The organism is Paenibacillus sp. MMO-177 (assembly GCF_037147795.1).
In the GTDB taxonomy this organism is placed as follows: domain Bacteria; phylum Bacillota; class Bacilli; order Paenibacillales; family Paenibacillaceae; genus Pristimantibacillus.
In genome coordinates, this window is record NZ_JBBCUR010000001.1 from 1106126 (window position 1) to 1123370 (window position 17245).

At 51.9% G+C, this 17245-nt stretch carries 14 protein-coding genes; 3 read left to right on the forward strand and 11 right to left on the reverse strand.

The window, feature by feature from the left end; translation table 11 throughout:
- The first annotated feature begins 144 nt into the window (after positions 1-144).
- Positions 145-1128, forward strand: coding sequence for a sugar phosphate nucleotidyltransferase (locus tag WFK81_RS04930; protein ID WP_336785492.1), 984 nt, complete (start codon positions 145-147; stop codon positions 1126-1128).
- Positions 1125-2417: a UDP-glucose dehydrogenase family protein gene (locus WFK81_RS04935; protein WP_336785309.1), complete on the forward strand. Its 1293-nt coding sequence runs from the start codon at positions 1125-1127 to the stop codon at positions 2415-2417. The genes WFK81_RS04930 and WFK81_RS04935 overlap by 4 nt, the downstream gene beginning before the upstream one ends.
- Positions 2418-2491: 74 nt before the next feature.
- On the opposite strand, the gene WFK81_RS04940 is transcribed toward WFK81_RS04935, so the two are convergent.
- Together WFK81_RS04940 and WFK81_RS04945 are read right to left on the reverse strand one after the other, a co-directional pair.
- A complete protein-coding gene (locus tag WFK81_RS04940; RefSeq protein WP_336785310.1) occupies positions 2492-3571 on the reverse strand; it encodes a glycoside hydrolase family 172 protein in 1080 nt (359 codons plus the stop codon).
- Between the two features lie 16 nt (positions 3572-3587).
- The gene (locus WFK81_RS04945; RefSeq protein ID WP_336785311.1) at positions 3588-6026 is read right to left on the reverse strand and encodes a glycoside hydrolase family 2 TIM barrel-domain containing protein; all 2439 of its coding nucleotides are present in this window, start codon (positions 6024-6026) and stop codon (positions 3588-3590) included.
- A 125-nt stretch (positions 6027-6151) separates the two neighbouring features.
- Here WFK81_RS04945 and WFK81_RS04950 point away from each other — a divergent pair, with 125 nt between their 5' ends.
- Positions 6152-7003 (forward strand): helix-turn-helix domain-containing protein, encoded by an 852-nt coding sequence (locus WFK81_RS04950; RefSeq protein ID WP_336785312.1) that lies wholly within the window; start codon positions 6152-6154, stop codon positions 7001-7003.
- A gap of 290 nt (positions 7004-7293) precedes the next feature.
- On the opposite strand, the gene WFK81_RS04955 is transcribed toward WFK81_RS04950, so the two are convergent.
- The 9 genes from WFK81_RS04955 to WFK81_RS04995 all read right to left on the reverse strand — a co-directional run bounded on the left by WFK81_RS04955 (position 7294) and on the right by WFK81_RS04995 (position 17182).
- Positions 7294-7890 carry a VOC family protein gene (locus WFK81_RS04955; RefSeq protein ID WP_336785313.1) on the reverse strand — a complete coding sequence of 199 codons (597 nt, stop codon included), beginning with the start codon at positions 7888-7890 and terminating at the stop codon, positions 7294-7296.
- A gap of 332 nt (positions 7891-8222) precedes the next feature.
- On the reverse strand, positions 8223-8834 hold the full coding sequence (locus tag WFK81_RS04960; RefSeq protein ID WP_336785314.1) for a hypothetical protein: 612 nt from the start codon (positions 8832-8834) through the stop codon (positions 8223-8225).
- Positions 8835-8985: 151 nt separating this feature from the next.
- Complete coding sequence (locus tag WFK81_RS04965; protein ID WP_336785315.1) at positions 8986-11178, reverse strand: alpha-galactosidase; 2193 nt, start codon at positions 11176-11178, stop codon at positions 8986-8988.
- A gap of 34 nt (positions 11179-11212) precedes the next feature.
- Positions 11213-12235, reverse strand: a complete 1023-nt coding sequence (locus WFK81_RS04970) for a LacI family DNA-binding transcriptional regulator (protein WP_336785316.1) — start codon at positions 12233-12235, stop codon at positions 11213-11215.
- Between the two features lie 144 nt (positions 12236-12379).
- Complete coding sequence (locus tag WFK81_RS04975) at positions 12380-12922, reverse strand: hypothetical protein (protein ID WP_336785317.1); 543 nt, start codon at positions 12920-12922, stop codon at positions 12380-12382.
- A 355-nt stretch (positions 12923-13277) separates the two neighbouring features.
- Positions 13278-13955, reverse strand: coding sequence for an ABC transporter ATP-binding protein (locus WFK81_RS04980; protein ID WP_336785318.1), 678 nt, complete (start codon positions 13953-13955; stop codon positions 13278-13280).
- Positions 13952-15064, reverse strand: coding sequence for an ABC transporter permease (locus tag WFK81_RS04985; protein ID WP_336785319.1), 1113 nt, complete (start codon positions 15062-15064; stop codon positions 13952-13954). The genes WFK81_RS04980 and WFK81_RS04985 overlap by 4 nt, the downstream gene beginning before the upstream one ends.
- Positions 15065-15128: 64 nt before the next feature.
- Positions 15129-16508, reverse strand: a complete 1380-nt coding sequence (locus WFK81_RS04990) for a sensor histidine kinase (protein WP_336785320.1) — start codon at positions 16506-16508, stop codon at positions 15129-15131.
- Complete coding sequence (locus WFK81_RS04995) at positions 16505-17182, reverse strand: response regulator transcription factor (protein WP_336785321.1); 678 nt, start codon at positions 17180-17182, stop codon at positions 16505-16507. The genes WFK81_RS04990 and WFK81_RS04995 overlap by 4 nt, the downstream gene beginning before the upstream one ends.
- Between the last annotated feature and the right edge of the window lie 63 nt (positions 17183-17245).

Below are 17245 nucleotides of genomic sequence, written 5' to 3' on the forward strand. Positions count from 1 at the left end.
ATGGACTTCTGCGCAGGGCACGGCGTTTTGACCAACATCAGCGACCTACTTTATACCGCGTACAGTATACGCCCATACCAAGTGAAACCTGTTTTCATAGAATAATAGAAGTTGATAGAGAGAGGTGAGAAGCTATTGAAGGGATTGATTCTCTGTGCAGGGAAAGGAAGCCGCTTATATCCGTTTACCAATAATCGGCCAAAAACGCTTATACCTGTCACAAATACGCCCCTGCTGCAATTATCAATCATGAAATTAATGGAGCTTGGAATAGATCGCATCGGCATCGTCATTCATCCATCCCAAGAGGCCGACATTCGCGGGCAATTCGGCGAAGGGGAAGCATGGGGTATCTCGATTACGTACATCTATCAGCATGAACCAAAGGGGATCGCGAATGCGCTTAAACAAGCGGAAGATTATTTATCGGGCGAAGCGTTCCTGCTGCTGCTCGGCGATAATTTGATCTCCGCCCCGTTGTCGGATTTGAAGAACGATATTGAGCAAGGCGGTGTACAAGCGTCCTTGCTGCTCGCGGAAGTTGAGGACCCGCACGATTACGGCATCGCGGAGATCCAAGATTCGCGAATCGTAGGTCTGGAAGAGAAACCTGCGCATCCGAAGTCTAATTTAGCTGTAATAGGGGGCTATGCGTTTACGAAGGAGATCTTTGGCGCCGTGAACGAAATCGCTCCCTCCAAGCGGGGCGAGTACGAAATAACAGACGCGATTCAGCGGTTGATCGAGCAGAATTATGACGTCGCTTACCGCGTTACCGATCAATTGAACATCGACGTCGGCACGAAGGAGCGTTGGCTGCAGGCCAATCAAAAATTGCTGAACGCGGACGCATTAAAGAAACGGATTCACGACTCTGTCCGTATGGAGGGATGCACAATCGTAGAACCGGTATCGATCGATAAAGACTGCGTGCTGAAGGATTGCCGGATCGGCCCTTACGTCTCGGTGGGCGCGGGCTCTAGGCTAGAAAACTGTCAAATCGAGAATAGCATCATTTTGAATGGGGTTCATATGAAAGATCTCCCATTCCCTATTAACAATGTCATAATCGGCGAACATTCCATTGTCGCCGGGGGACTTATGGATAAAGAGGTGAAGGAACCTTGAAAATTCTGATTATCGGTACGGGCTATGTAGGAGCCACGACCGCAATGGTTTTCGCCGAGACCGGCTGGCAAGTAACCGGACTTGATATCGATGCGGGCAAAATCGAACGGCTAAAGCAAGGGCGCCTGCATTTTCACGAACCCGGTCTTGAAGCCCTTATTGCCAAGCATGTGCAAAGCGGCCGCTTGCAGTTTACGACGGATAAGGAAATCGCCATTAAAGAACACGACGTTATTTTCCTTTGCGTCGGAACGCCATCGCTGCCGGATGGCAGCGCGGACCTTCGCTACATTAGGCAAGCCGCCGAGGATATCGGGCGTTCCATGAAAGGCTATAAGCTTGTCGTCACCAAAAGCACCGTTCCCGTCGGAACGCAAGAGAAGATCAAAAAGTGGATTGAATCGGCGCAGCAAGCAGCCTATCCCTTCGAAGTCGCTTCCAATCCCGAATTTTTAAGGGAAGGCAAGGCCGTCAAAGACGCTTTGAATCCCGACCGCATCGTGATCGGTACCGATAGCCAGCGGGCAACGGAACAGCTTAAAAAGCTGTATTGGCCTTTTGTGTGCCCTTGGATTGTAACCACGCCGCGGACCGCCGAACTTATCAAGTATGCATCCAATTCGTTTCTCGCAACTAAAATATCGTATATGAACGAGCTTGCGAGACTCTGCGACGAGCTGGAAGTGGACGTAACGGAGATTGCCGAAGGAATGGGCCTTGATCCCCGGATCGGGTCAAGCTTTCTGCAAGCCGGCCTGGGGTACGGCGGTTCCTGTTTCCCTAAAGATGTCTCGGAATTGGTTATGACTTCGAGAAAGCATCATGTACATCTTGGCATCCTGGAGGGAGTTATGGAAGTGAACCGCACGCAGTACGCCTATTTGCTCGACAAGGCGAGGTCGCGGCTCACGAGCTTCGCGGACAAAACCGTTACGATACTGGGGCTTGCGTTCAAGCCGGATACCGACGATATTCGGGAAGCGCCGGCTTTACGGATTATCGATCAATTGTTGCTCGAACAGGCCAACGTTCGGCTGTATGATCCCATTGCCGCTTTACCGCCGCACGGTTCCTACCGGGCGGTGAAGGTCTGTACCTCAGCCGAAGAAGCCTTAAGAGGAGCGGAAGCGATTATATTGTGCACGGAATGGCCCGAGTTCGAACGGCTCGATTGGAAGAAAGCGAAGAAGCTTCTCGGGCAGCCCAACTTCTTCGACGGACGCAATATGATGAATGCTAAGCGGATGCGCAGAATCGGGTATTATTATCAGGGCATCGGCAAGGCCTAGCATAGTATAGTGATAAACAGAAAAGGCTGGCCCTCAAAGTCCAATGACCCCAGGCCAGCCTGCTATTTTACCGCCTAAATAATCTCAAGCTCGTCAATCCCCGGCATTGGCGGATGAGCCGCATGCGGCTCCAGCTGATACCAGTACGCGACGGACGCGATGTCGTCCTGCAGCGGCAAATAGCGTCCATGCGAGCGCCAGCCGAGCGCCTGAATCGTCACCTTCAGATCGTCCTCGAAGCGGATCGGGTCCATCACATGGAAGCGGTACATGCCAAAGCGCTGATTCGCCTTGTACAAGCCGTCGGCCTTAATCGCCTGATGCATCCCGAGGAACGGCGTGGAATACGTCACATACTGCCCGTTCATATCCCAGTTCCAGGCGCCGCCGAAGTAATCCTCCGTCCCCGTGCTGCAGATTGTCGGATAGTCCTTGTCGCCGTCCATGTAGAACTTAACCTCTCCCTCTCCCCACCAGTTGTTGCTGTTCACCTGCCAGGCGAGATAGGTGCCGACGTAATGCCCTTTACCTTTAATGCCGTCAACAATCGTATGAACGTCCTTGTATTGGACCGGATTGCTGCGGCGCCACTGGGCATGGAAATACGCCATATCGTCCGGAACTTCCGTCAGCGTGTAGTTGATCTGATAATACAGAATCGTCGATTCATGCGACAGGTTCTCCATGACGATCCGCGCCTTTTTGCGGAAAGGCATTTCCCAATAGCTGTTGAAGCCGCCCGCCGGATTCACCGAGATCGGCAGCGAATTCACAAGCGCGCGTTCGCCCCAGCCGTTGCAGAAGAAATCTCCGACCGGCACGTACACGGAAGGATCCTCTTCCTCATCCCAATAGATTTTGAAAATAAGCGATCTTACGGCCTGATGCGAGCAGGTCAGCCAAATATTTTGGATAACGCCGGGCCCGTCGATAACCCCCATCGTAAACTCCTGATGGCCCGCGATGCTGACCGAAGGAGATACCTTCCAGCCAACGCCAAGGTCTCGCGCCGCATGAGCCCCCGTTCCCTCCGACGCCATGGCTCCTTTGCCCTTCTCGCCCGTAAAATTTTCCGGGGAAATCGATCTCGATACCGCATTCGATACTCTCGCCAAATTGCCAAGTCCCATTCCTAATCCGTTAAAAGCGTTCATGTTATTGAGTAGCCTCCTAGGATTTAAATTGCTGGTGATCTTGCCCGCTTACGCGTACGGCTTCCGTGACGTCGATTGCTTTAATCGTTACCTTGGAGGCTTTCAGTCCCTCCGCCGCTGCCGTGACAACAATGTCCCCGGCTTCGGTTGCTGCTCGTACATAAGCGAGAAGCTTGCCGCGATGAGCTTTGCGTATCCGCGAGCTGAATGGCTCAAGGTCCTGAATATCGCCATTCTCCATCCCTATGATTTCTCCCGGACCTTCTATCGTCAGAGCAATCGGATGCTCGGCCAGATACACGGGACGACCCTCGCCATCCGTAATCTGAATTTCGATATGCGCTACATCCAGCCCGTCGGCCTGAAGCTCGGACGCATCCGCCTGCAGCTGCAGCTGAGCCGCCTCGGCTGCCGTGTTAAGGACATAGGAGTGCGTCCCGCCATCTTTCCCTTTCGCCACCGCTTCCAACGTTCCTTCTTCATAAGCGGTCTCCCAAGACAGGTACAGCTCCGGCGCATCCGCCAGCTTCTTCACGCCAAGCGACCGGCCGTTCAGGAACAGCTCCGCCTCTTCGCAGTTCGTATGACAGCTTACCTTCAGCTGGTCACCCGTTTCCCAATTCCAATTCGGCACGCCGCCGGTCCATCTTCTCGAGCCCTTCTCGGAGTCCTCCGTCTTCATTGCGGCGAGGAAAATAACCGGCTTATCGCTCCACAAGCTTTGGCGGTAATAATAGCTGGTTTTCCTGAAGCCCGCCGTGTCCATAAACCCGGCTCCGGCTACGCGCACGGGCCAGCCTTTGGCTTCGCCCAAATAGTCGATGCCGGTCCAGATGAACTGCCCGCTGATCGCATCGTTATCCCGAACCGCCAGCCAGGCCTGCAGGCTGGAGCCGTTTTCGCTGCCGTAGGTTACCCGGTCCGGGAATTTCCGGAGATCCTCCTCGTACAGATGCTCCTTGTAGTTGTACCCGACGATGTCGAGCGCTTCGGCGTAACCGGTCAGGTTGGACAGCTCCGGAAAAGCAAGCGCAGCCGTTACCGGCCTAGTCGTATCGCACTCCTTAACCGCTTTCGCAAGCTTTCTGGCGATAACCGCGAGACGTTCCGCATTTGGCTTATTCGAATCGTATTGACGCTCCGCAGCCGGTTTGTTGGCATCGTTGTTGCCGGTCATCGTCTCGAAATAAGGATGGCAATACGGGTCATTCGGATAATCCACTTCATTGCCGATACTCCACATGATGATCGACGGATGGTTGCGGTCGCGCTGCACCATTTCCTTCAAGTCGATCTCGCCCCATTGCGGGAAATCCTCGTAATAGCCAAAATGCTTCGGCGGATACACGTTATGACCCGTCGACCATTTGTTCTTCACGCCCTCCCATTCGTCAAACGCCTCGTCAATAACAAGGAAGCCCATTTGATCGCAAAGATCCAGCAGATTGGAAGCCGGCGGATTATGGCTCATCCGGATCGCGTTGCAGCCCATTTCCTTCAGCGCCTCAAGCCGGCGGACCCAGACTTTGGCCGGAACGGCTGCGCCTAAAGCGCCTGCGTCGTGATGCACGCATACGCCCTTCATTTTCATATTCACGCCATTAAGGAAGAAGCCGTTTGCCGGATCAAACTCAAACCAGCGGATACCAGCAGGCGTCTCGACATGATCGATCAGCTCGCCGTCCCGCAGGATCTCCGTTCTGACCGTATAGAGATAAGGATTGTCCGGCGACCAAAGCTTTGGACTTGCAAGGATCAGCGTCTGCTCCGTTTCTTTCGAGGAATCGCCAGGCACGGCAAGGCTGCCGCGCACGGTCTGAACCACTTGCCCCGCATGATCCAGGAGAGTGTTCTTTATTTCTACCAGCTCATCCTTGGCAGAACCGTTCGCCACTTTCACGCTAACGGCTACCTCGGCCTGCTCTTTCGTTACGACGGGCGTTGTCACAAACACGCCGTACGTATCGATATGAACCTGATCGGTAACCGTCACGAATACATCCCTGTAAATGCCCGAACCGGTAAACCATCTGGAATCGGCAATATCCTTATGGTCAACCTTTACCGAAATGATTGTTTCCTGGTCTCCAAACGAGACAAATTCCGTTATATCATAAGTAAAAGAGCTATAGCCGTAAGGCCGTTTTCCGATATAATAACTGTTGCACCATACCTGCGAATTGTTGTAAACGCCTTCAAAAGTGATGTAAACACGCTTGCCTTGAAGATTGGAAGGGAAAGTTATCGCTTTTCTGTACCAGCCGATGCCGCCCGGCAGATAGCCTGTTCCGCTGGAATGCTCCTCCGAGAACGGCTCTGCGACCGACCAGTCATGAGGAAGAGTAACCTGACGCCAATTGGAATCGTTGAAGCCTTTATACCAGGCACGCGGCTCATCGCCTCTGTGAAATTTCCAATTCAAATTGATACGGTTAATGATACGCCCCTTGTTCATCTGCTTTCCCCTTTCGCATTCCCTTAATTGCGATTCACCTAGATTATAGAGCTATAATAGGGAATATAGAATGAATCAAATTGCTGTAAACATACACAAAATTGTTGTTCCGGGAGCGTGAGCTTGTGATCAGTATATCCGGTGATGCCCACAGCTGGCAGGAGCGCGGAATTGAGGATAAAGAGCAATTTCTGGCCGTCAACTGGTGCGGCTACCAAAGGCTCCAGACAAGAAGCCTGTCCCGCCATCGCGAGCATGGGCGGGTAGATTTTCAACTGATCTATATAACGGGCGGCAAAGGGCGCTTCCGATTCGCGAACGATAACGAGACGATCGAGGTTGCAAGCGGCAGTCTTGTCGTTTACACGCCGGGGCAGCCGCAGCATTACAGCTATCAGGCCGAGGACGGCACGGAGGTGTATTGGATTCATTTTACCGGGTACAGCGCTTATGATTACCTGCGGCAATTCGGCCTGCTGAAGCAGCCGGTTCACACGATTGGCATGATGGACGAAGTAACCGCTTTGTTCAAAAAAATCATCCAAGAGCTGAACAGTCACCGGCCGCTGGGCAGTCATATGGTGAACGCCTATCTGCTCGAGATGCTTACGCTGCTTGGCAGAAGGCTGCAAACGGCGGAAGAGCCGGGGCAGGGACGGCATCCCGACATTAATCAGATGATTGCCTATATCCATGAAAAATACAGCGATTCCTTAAGTATCTCCGATCTGGCGGGCGAATGCTCCTTGAGCGTATTCCGTTTTATTCACAAGTTCAAGGAAGTAACCGGCATGACGCCGATGAAATATATTACCGAGATTCGGATAAACGAAGCGAAAAAACTGCTGTCGGAATCTTCGCTTCACGTGAAGGAGGTCGCGGCGGTTGTCGGTTATGACAACCCGCTCTACTTCAGCCGGATTTTCCGCAGCACCGTTGGCATTCCGCCCAGCGAATACAAGAAGCAATTTCAATGAGGGAATGGGCATGGGAAAAGCCCTGTCCCGGGAACAGGGCTGACATTGTCTACAGTAAACAGGCCGTTTTTTGGGCCGGCAGCTCAGTCTACGTTGGATTGTCTACAGTATACAGGCCGTTTTTGGCCGGCAGCTCGGTCTACGTTGGATTGTCTACAGTATAATGCGCTCCTTGTTGACGATATTGGCCTATTTTTGAGTCTTATACTGGAGTGAATCCAACGTAGTCTCTGGTATCTTTCCTTTTATCTTCATTTCACTGGGTTGAATCCAACGTACTCGGCTATGCCCTATTGGCTTACGGTTATGATCTCGTAAGGATAGCCGGGGATGACGGATCTCCGGTCTTGCGATCCCGCTATCGTGACGATAAACGGAGCAGCCTCCGCTTGAGTCTGCGTGGGAAACCAGGACCGATCCTGGGAGGCCACGATAAACAGGCCATGCTCATCTCCGACTGGTTGGAAGCTAATGCCGTTGCCGCGCCATGGGTCAAGCCCCAGCTCATCCCGACAATATCGAACAACCTCCGGCACGGCTGCTGCCGGCATCCCCAGCTCGCTAATGCCTATCACATCATGGATGGAGAACGGTCCCTCGGCTTGGCTAGCCAGGTTATGCCTTGCAATAAATTCTACGATATTGCCCGCGGCATCGTGGAAATAACAGGCATGGGCGTTCCAATCTTCAAAATGAAAAATCTCATCCTGACCGTCGCTAAGCGTCCCGGTCCGTTCACGCACAAAGCGAACCGCCGACTCCAGCTTATTCTCTTCAATATTAAAGGCAAAATGATAGACTTTGCTTTCGTTAGCCTGCTTAAACGTTAACTGCGTATGGCCTGCCCGCACGGTAAAGGAGTCCTCTGCTTCCTCGATTAATGGCATGCCCAGCAACCCGGTATAAAAGCTCTTTTGCTCAGGTAAGAGATGTGTAAAGAGTTCTAACCGTTGGATGATCATTCGACTCTCTCCTTCCATACTCATGATGTTCTCCTAGCAAATTGTATGAAATGCAGTATAATTCGGCAAAATCGAGCTGGAACCGCCGCTCCGATGCATTTTTTACAGTATATTCGACCATTTGCCTCCATTTTAATGCTTTGGGGGCAGATATCCTGCATATTGTGCAACATATCTCTGTTGATCAGCTAATTTAGTAAAATATGTTGCATTTCAAACAACTAGGGAGCACCACGGGGCTAGAAGCCCATCCTTCCTTACTCCCGTTCGTATTTAACCAGGTTAAATCCTTCAAACTTCAGCGTTAATCCGCCTTCAAGACCGGCAAGCTGCCGGGCGGGAATAAACACAGAGCTTCTGCTGTTACCGTCGTTAATCGGAAGCTTAATGCGGTTATCGGCATAATAGTCCGGCATAAACAAAACGTTGCTGAAGGAATGATCTTCATTAAAGATCGCGTCGGTTACAAAGCTGCCTTTGCTGTACAAATAAGTGGGATCAAACTTCAACTCGATATAAATATTGTCCGAATTCTGAGGAGGGTTGTACCAGGCAACCGTCTCCAGGTAGATCTTCGTATGATTGCGGTTATAGATAAGCTTGTGCAGCTCAAACACATCGCCTTGCTTCTTCGGGATATAGGCCGGATCAATCCGAAATTCCAGCTTCACCGACTGCTGCTGTCCCGTAATCCGGTAGCCTTGCCGGGCGTAAATATGGTCTTCAATGACGGATTGCGAATAGCGATGCTGAAGGATGGCATGAAAGGTTAAAATCAAAGGGGCCAACATAAAAGCAATCAACAAGGCTGCAAGGCTTTTAATAGTAAAAATCCGATCTAGCGAATAGCTGCGGATACGAATGTTCACCTGCCTCCTAACCTCCTTCGGCTCTTATTCTCTTCCTTCTATTGTACTCGAGCGCAGGCCTATAAATATGCTTGCCAGTAAAATTTAACCTTTTTTTATCGTTACAAAAAAATCCTGAAAGGAGCTTCCGCCCTTTCAGGATTTTTACCATTTATTTTACCGCGCGGAAACGGAATACCTTGCTCGAATAATCGCCATGGAACAGAGGTGCCTGAATGCCGGCATGCATCAGCTCGTCGCCGCCGAATGCGCCTTCTTCTCCGTCCAATGCGTAATCGCGGTTCGGATCAAGCCCTTTCAGGCGGAGGCGGTCCAGCTTAGCGTTCGCTTCCTGAAGAACGGACACGTAAACGACAAACGCTTCGCTCTTGTCTTTGGAGACAAACATCCAAGCCGTCTCGTTGCCCTCAAACGGGCTGAGCAGACGGTAGAAGTCGCCGAATTGCACCAGAGGACGAACCTCTTTGTACAGGGCAACCTGCTTCTTCACGGCTTCTTTTTCTTCATCCGTAAACACGGTGAGGTCCAGCTCATAGCCGAAGTTGCCTGACAAAGCTACGTTGCCGCGAGTTTCCAAGGATGCGTTACGGCCAACCTGATGGTTAGGAATCGCCGACACATGGGCGCCCATCGTGCTGACCGGATAAACGATGCTTGTGCCGTACTGGATTTTCAGACGGGATACCGCGTCGGTATTATCGCTGGTCCAAGTCTGCGGCATGTAATACAGCATGCCCGGATCGAAACGTCCGCCGCCGCCCGAGCAGCTCTCGAACAGAATGTGCGGGAACGACGATGTAATCGTCTCGAGCACTTCATACAGTCCCAGCATGTAGCGGTGAGCCGTCTCGCGCTGGCGGTCAGCCGGCAGGAGAGCGGAACCGATCTCCGTCATGTTGCGGTTCATGTCCCATTTTACATACGTGATTGGCGCGCTCGACAGGATATCCGATACCGTCTTCACGATGTAGTCTCTAACATCCTGGCGGGAGAAGTCGAGAATGAGCTGATTGCGGCCTTGCGATCTGCGGCGGCCTTCCACATGGAGGCACCAGTCCGGATGCGCCTTGTACAGCTCGCTCTCCGGCGAGATCATTTCAGGCTCGAACCAGAGACCAAACTGCATATCGAGACGTTTTACCCGGGCAACCAGATCCTCGAGTCCGTTCGGCAGCTTGTTCCGGTCAACGAACCAGTCGCCAAGCGACGTTGTATCGTTATTGCGTTTGCCGAACCAGCCGTCGTCGAGCACGAACATTTCGATGCCAAGCTCTTTGCCCGCCGTAGCGATCGCTTCGATTTTGTCCGCGTTGAAGTTGAAGTACGTCGCTTCCCAGTTGTTGACGAGGATCGGACGGGTCTTGTCGCGGAATTCCCCGCGAACCAGTCTTGTGCGATAAAGCTCGTGGTAAATGCGGGACATGCCGCCAAGTCCGTCAGGCGAGAAGACCATAACCGCTTCCGGCGTCTGGAACTGCGCTCCTGCTTCCAGCTTCCAGTTGAAGTCGAATGGATTAATGCCGATAAACAAACGCGACGAGTGGTATTGGTCGACTTCGACGCCCGCAATAAAGCTGCCGCTGTATACAAGGTTCACGCCGTAAACATCGCCATGGTCTTCGGTTGCGCCTTCGCTTAGCAGGGCGAGGAACGGGTTTTGCATATGGCTGGAGGAACCGCGGCGGCTCTCGACGGATTGCATGCCTGGCTCAAGTTTCCGCTTGTGCACGTAACGCTCGCGAGCCCATGCGCCGGACAATTGCAGCATTTCGAAACGATCATGGACAAAATCCACGCTCATGCTAAGCGCGCGCTGAAGATCCAGCGTCATCTCGCCGTTATTAATGAACTTCACGGAACGCGTAATCGCATCATGATCCTCGAACACGGTATAGGACAATACCGCCGTAAGTCCGGTCAGGTCGTCCTTCAGCGTCAGCTCAAGCGTCTGCGCTTCCGAGTCCGACTCGACATAAACAGCCGGCAGGCCTTCGAGTTTCTTTTTCCCGCTGTAGATTTCATGGGAATGGTATGTCAATTCCAGAATCGTCGAGCCGTTAGGCAGCTTCACTTGGTAGGCCGGCGAACGGAAATCGGTTGCTCCATAGGAAGGATACTCCTGCGGCAAAGCATCAAGCGACAGATCCAGCTGGTTCTGGTCCGGATTCGGGCTGAACGAAGCTCTTTCTTTGATCTGGAGCAGGCGGTTAAGCTGCAAGCCTCTTACCTTCTTGCCCCAATAGATGTGGGCGGGATAACCTTGCTTCAGAATTTGAAACGCGTAGCTTGTATTTTTGGATTGCAGATGAAATACGCGGGATTCCTGATCGTAAATAATAGCCATTGTCGTGTTCCTCCTCATAAATGCAATAAAAAATTTACCTGCTTGTTCCGCTGCTCTCCCGAACGATCAATTTCGTATTAATCGTAATATGCGAAGTGATTTCTCTTCCTTCTACTCGTTCAAGCAGCAGCTGCACGGCCGTCCGGCCCATCAGCTCGGTATGGACGCGCACGGTTGTAAGCGGCGGCGTAAGGAAGGCGGATACCTCAATATCGTCGAAGCCGATGACCGCCATATCCTCTGGAACGCGAAGACCTCGTTCATGAAGGGCGCGAAGCGCGCCAACCGCCATCGGGTCGCTGGCAACAAAACAGGCAGTAGGCCGGTACCCGTCGTCCAGCATCCGAAGCATAACTTCATACCCGCCATTCGACGACCAATCAGCCAAATACATCAGCTCCGGTTTATAAAAGCCCCTCTTCTGCTGCAGCTCGGCGAACAGTCTTGTCCGCGGGTCCTCATGTTGTCCCTCTTCGCGATTCAGGATAGGATTCGGACTGCCTCCGATAAAGCCAATCTCCGTATGCCCCAGCTCGTACAAATGACGAAGCACTTCCTTCATCGCCTGACCGAAGTTAAGCTGAACCGAATCGCAATCATCCGGCGTCTGGTCGTGATTGACGAAAATGATTCTGTCCTTGCGCGGATAAAGCCGGTGAATCTCTTGTTCGTCAACGGAGCCCACCACGATAAGACCGTCCAGCTCTGAAAGCGGTGTCAGCTCGGACTTCAGAACACCGCGGATAACCTTATCGATTGCGATGCCAAGCTCCTCGCATCGGGTTTCAATGCCGCGCCGAATGGCGCCAAAGTACGGATCGCTATGCTCGTCCTCAAGCGTGGACCACATGACGAGGCCAACCTTTATCGTGGAGAGCAGCTGATCCTGTTTCATTCGCTTGAGGCGTGCCGGCTTATATTGCAGCTGTTCGGCAATACTAAAGATGCGGCTGCGCGTCTCTTCGCTGACACTCAGCGACAAATCATTATTCAGCACCCGGGATACCGTCGCAGGCGAGACGCCCGCTTCGCTTGCAATTTGTTTAATCGTAGCCATAAATGCCTCATTCGTTATAAATTTAGTTAATAAATTTACTAAACTACAATTAATATTGTAGCAAATAGCCGGGAAACAAACAAGAGCGAAGCTTGCGGGATGCCCGAACGGCAAACGCAAGCTTCGCTCTATTTTGGCATGGGACTAGTATTGCCCCCGCTCTTTATACTGCTCGGAAAGAGCAAGGGCGCTATCATAATCCGTGGCCGGAGCCAGGATTTGGAGATCTTTGCCTTGGCCTGACGCAGCCCCAACCGGTTCAAACAGCAGCAGCTTTAAGCTTTCGAATTCGCCTGTTTTCCAGATTGAACTGAACTGCACAATATTCCAAGCTTTGAGAGCTCCTGTAGTTGCATCGTGGGTGCTATCAAGATAAACCGTAACTCCCCAACCACTTTTTGTATCTTCATAAAAAGTGGTTCGCATCATATTCGCTTTCGTCACGTCATACTTCGCAATCTCAATCTTTCCCGTAAAACTCTGATTACGAAACAGCTTCCGGTGCAAAGTTCCTTTTACCATCACCGTCGTTTTATCGACCGTAGACGGATCTCCTGGTCGGAACTCCACTGCAGGATAAGTAAGCTTTATCTTCTTCGGAAAATCGTATTTCCATACGATTAAACCTGCAAAAGCTAATACAATAAATAGAACGATACCGGTTATTTTCAATCCTCTGTTCAGCATTAACGCCACGCCCTCCCATTCTCAGAAATTACCATATGGAATAGAACGAGCGCAACAGCGAAAAAGGTTCAAATTAAAAGGCTTTGGGGTATAACGAACCCCCAGAGCCTTGTACATTGGATTCGCTACAGTAAAAAGAGCCTGGAATGAGCCGGTGCCTTAGCTACGTTGGATTTGTTCCAGTAAAAATTGCGGAAATGGAGCATATAACACCCAAATAGACTGATTATCCTGCATAGATTCCAACGTAGCACATGTTCCCAAGCTAAATCAGCACCTTTTACTGGATGAATTCCAACGTAGCTCACACTCCGTTAACTCGCACTGTATTCATGCAAACACCAGAACAAATGAACTAATGCTCAACCAGATGCCCTTCCTCCAGATACAAAACACGGTCGCATAACGGAAGAACCCGTTCGTCATGAGTGACCATAATGGCGGCCTTCCCCTGCTCCTTGGCCTCGCCCGCGATCATGCGCACAACATCCATCCCGCGGCTTGCGTCGAGGCTTGCCGTTGGTTCGTCCGCAAGCAGAACGGCCGGATCATTCATTAGCGCTCTGGCGATTGCGACGCGCTGGCGTTCGCCGCCGGACAGCTTCTCCGGATAGGCGCTGCGGCGGTGGGCCAGGCCCAGCTTCTGAAGCAGTTCTCTCGCCTTGCCCGTTGCCTTCGCTTTGTCCATGCCTCCCTGCTTCGCCACGAACAGCAGCTGCTCTTCCACTTTCAAATATGGAATCAGATTGGCGCTTTGAAAAATAAACCCAAGCTTATGAAGCCTCATGTCCGACAGCTCCTGATGAGCTTTGCCGATGACCGATTGTCCGTCCACCAGCACATCGCCGCTTGTTGGTTCAAGAAGCGCTCCCGCAATGGAGAGAAACGTACTTTTCCCGGAGCCGGACGGCCCCATTACCGCAACAAGCTCGCCTTCCGCAACACTTAGATTTAAGTTATCCAGAACTAAGCGCTGCATACCGCCGTCCTCGAACGAATGCGTAATTTTTTGCAAAACGATCCGTTGTCTCATGCTGCCGTCCTCCCTATTGCATCCAAGGCGTTTATTCTGTTCACTTTCCACACGGAAAGCAAAGAGCCAGCCAGCGACATAGCTATAAAAGCACCGCTTGTAAGTGCAAGCGTAGAGGCAGGAAGCTGAAACGGCATGCCGCTTGGCAATACCGCTTCCAGTGCCTGAACCAGAAGCACGCTAACGGTCAGGCTTCCCACGCATAAGAGCAGCACTTGCAAGGCCACGCTTCCGGCAAGGTAAGCGGCGCGTGTACCGATAGCCTTCAAGATGCCGAATTGGCTGCTCTTTTGGATCGTGATGACATAAAAGAATACCGCCAGGACAAACGCCGAAATGACAAACAGAAACACAATCATCATCATTAACGAACCCTGTTCTTCTTTATAGCCCGGAATTGCCGAGACAGCCTCCGATTTTGCGACGATCTCGTTACCCGGCAATGCTGCTGCGAGGCGCTCTGCCTGCTGTTTGTCGGCTTTGACCGCTATGGCGTTATAAGTCGTGTCAGTCGCCATCCCGCTTCTGGCCGCCGATAACAGCTGAAGCTGCTGCCAATCATGCTCGCTTAGGAATACGGCCGGGGAATGGCTGAACGATTCCCGGCTCACAAATCCGCCAACCGTCCATTTCATGCCGGAGGCCTGATCAACAAGCGTTGAACCGATGCGGACTCCCGAATCCTTTAATTTGCTGTCGACCAATACCGAACCGGCGCCAGCCTCTGCAAGGGCGTTTCCCTCAACTGCAGGAGGCGTAAGCCAGCCTTCGGGATCCACGGCAAGCAGCGTTACATCCAGCTTATTTCCTCCCGTAGTTACGGTTGCCATCCGGACGCCAAGCGGCTGCGCATTATTCTTGCCGGCAATCGTCTGTGCCTTCTCCAGAACCTCCGCCCCGACCTGCGACCTTGTAAACCGATGATTGGAATCTTTCTCCATTATAAAATGCGTAGCGTTCATATTTTCTATGGATGCCGCATTGTCATAAGCGAGTCCCCGCGCGAGTCCGGTAACGAACAGGACCAGAAAAGAGACCAGCAGCATAATCGTTGCGATAAGCGTATAGCGGACTTTAGCAAATCTCATTTCCCGTATAGCCAAATACATAATGCTTCCCTCCTTTGATGTCTCTAGTGTAGGAAGCGAAAATGAACGGCGCGTGAACGAATGATTACAAATCGGGAAGTCTAACTGTAATACTTGTGCCCGCTCCTGGCGAGCTTGCTGCCTCGATGTTCCCATCGTGCAGCTGAACAATCTTTTTCACGATAGCCAGTCCAAGGCCTGTCCGCCCCGAAGTCCGCTCGCGGGCACGGTCAACCCGGTAAAACCGGTCAAACAGGAAAGGAATATGCTCAGGCGGAATTCCCTCACCTGTATCCGAAACCACAATAACGACATGAGACAAAGTCCGTTCCGCGAGAACTTCAATGCTTCTCCCGGGCGGAATATAGTTGATGGCATTGCCAATCAGATTCATCCACACCTGCTGCAGCAGCACTTCATCGCCATACAGCATAATGGAGTCGGGAACGGACAGCTTAAGCAGCAAATCCTTCTCCTCCAGCTGCCACTGCAGAACCTGCACGGCTTGGCGAATATGTTTATAGAGCGAAAAATGCTTTTTATTCAAAGCCTCTTCGCCCTGCTCAAGCGAGGAAAGAAGCAGCAGCTGCTTGCCAAGGATAGAGAGATGGCGGCTTTCCGCTTCTATAATATCGGCATAATGCCTGCGTTCCTCGGTTGGAAGCTCTTGCTCCCTTAGCACGGCGGCAAACCCCTGGATCGAGGTGAGCGGCGATTGAATCTCGTGCGACACATTCGAGACGAACTGCTGACGGGTCTGATCCACGCGCTCGAGCTCCTGGCTCATGGTCATGAAATGCTCGGCAAGCTGGCCGATTTCATCCCGCCTTCTCGTGGGCAGACGAAGATTGTAATTCCCTTGCGCGATGCGCTTAGTCGCCTCCGTAAGTCTTGTGATCGGCTTGACCAAATACCGCGTACTAATGAGGAAAAAGAGTATGCTGATTATAACCGTATACAAACCGACCAAGGCAAAAAAGGTGCGAAGCTCGCCAAACTGCAAAAGAACGTCCGGCCTCATAAACAGGGCATAGTTTTTGCCTGAAGACTGCACAAGCACCCCTACCGTATTGCTTAACCGGTTATCGAAGAACCCGGTAATAAACGGCTTGTTAGGGAATTGCGCTACTCCGTGATACACTTCTCCGCCGAGCACGAGCGCAACGGCCCGTTGATCCAAATCCTGCTGACGAAAGCTTCGTCCGTAGAAATGGGCTTCTCCTTGGCCGTCCGTCACGTAAATCTCGTAACCAAGCGAAGCCGCATTTTGCAAATAACGCTCCATCCCGGTAGGATCCGTCTCGATAAAGCTTCTCATCTGCTGGGCAATCCCCACCAGCTTCTCATCGTTATAAGACTTCAGCTTCATATGGTAATACAGGTTGGATAACAGAAATCCGATCATGCTGCTGGCCAAGATAACGGCAACGGTGATGAGAAATACCCGAAAGTACAGAGATTTCATTTCCCTTTCACCTCAACCTTGTACCCGATTCCCCGTACCGTCTGAATGGTAAAGTCCTCGGCATAATCGGCAAACCGCTGGCGGAGCCGCTTGATATGCACGTCTACGGTCCGGTCGTCCCCCTCGAAATCCGCCGCCCATACGAGACGAATCAGCTCCTCGCGGGAGAACAGCCTTCCCGGGTATTGAGCGAGCTGGGCAAGAAGCTCGAATTCTTTCATCGGCAGCAGCAGAACCGACTGGCCGTCGGACACTTCAACATTTTTGCGGTCAATGGTGATGCGGTTCATCCGGATAATGTCGTGGGATACCTGATTATAACGGCGGAACAGCGCTTTAACCCTAAACAGGAGCTCCTCCGGTTCAAAGGGCTTGGTCACGTAATCGTCGGTTCCCCTGAGATAACCCTGCTCTTTGTCGGACAGCTGGTCTTTGGCCGTGAGCATAATAATCGGGATATCATAGCGCTCCCGGATATATTCGCATAGCTCAAAGCCGTCTATCCGCGGCATCATCACATCAATAATGGCCAGATTTACCGGCTCGCGCCGCAGGACCTCTACCGCCTCGGCCCCATCCTGCGCTTCATACACCTGGTAGCCTTCACGGGTCATCACGAAACGGATAAGCGCTCTAATATTCGGATCGTCGTCAGCCAGGAGCAAATGATACATCTTAGCAACCTCCTGTCCTATTCCAGTATTTTCGTTGATAGCATAGCATATTAACGGGCAAAC

Coding starts and splice junctions, on each gene's coding strand:
- WFK81_RS04975 (WP_336785317.1), bottom strand. CDS start 12,922: ATGCTGAACAGAGGATTGAAAATAACCGGTATCGTTCTATTTATTGTA.
- WFK81_RS04985 (WP_336785319.1), bottom strand. CDS start 15,064: ATGTATTTGGCTATACGGGAAATGAGATTTGCTAAAGTCCGCTATACG.
- WFK81_RS04945 (WP_336785311.1), bottom strand. CDS start 6,026: ATGAACAAGGGGCGTATCATTAACCGTATCAATTTGAATTGGAAATTT.
- WFK81_RS04955 (WP_336785313.1), bottom strand. CDS start 7,890: ATGCCATTAATCGAGGAAGCAGAGGACTCCTTTACCGTGCGGGCAGGC.
- WFK81_RS04965 (WP_336785315.1), bottom strand. CDS start 11,178: ATGGCTATTATTTACGATCAGGAATCCCGCGTATTTCATCTGCAATCC.
- WFK81_RS04980 (WP_336785318.1), bottom strand. CDS start 13,955: ATGAGACAACGGATCGTTTTGCAAAAAATTACGCATTCGTTCGAGGAC.
- WFK81_RS04970 (WP_336785316.1), bottom strand. CDS start 12,235: ATGGCTACGATTAAACAAATTGCAAGCGAAGCGGGCGTCTCGCCTGCG.
- WFK81_RS04995 (WP_336785321.1), bottom strand. CDS start 17,182: ATGTATCATTTGCTCCTGGCTGACGACGATCCGAATATTAGAGCGCTT.
- WFK81_RS04990 (WP_336785320.1), bottom strand. CDS start 16,508: ATGAAATCTCTGTACTTTCGGGTATTTCTCATCACCGTTGCCGTTATC.
- WFK81_RS04940 (WP_336785310.1), bottom strand. CDS start 3,571: ATGAACGCTTTTAACGGATTAGGAATGGGACTTGGCAATTTGGCGAGA.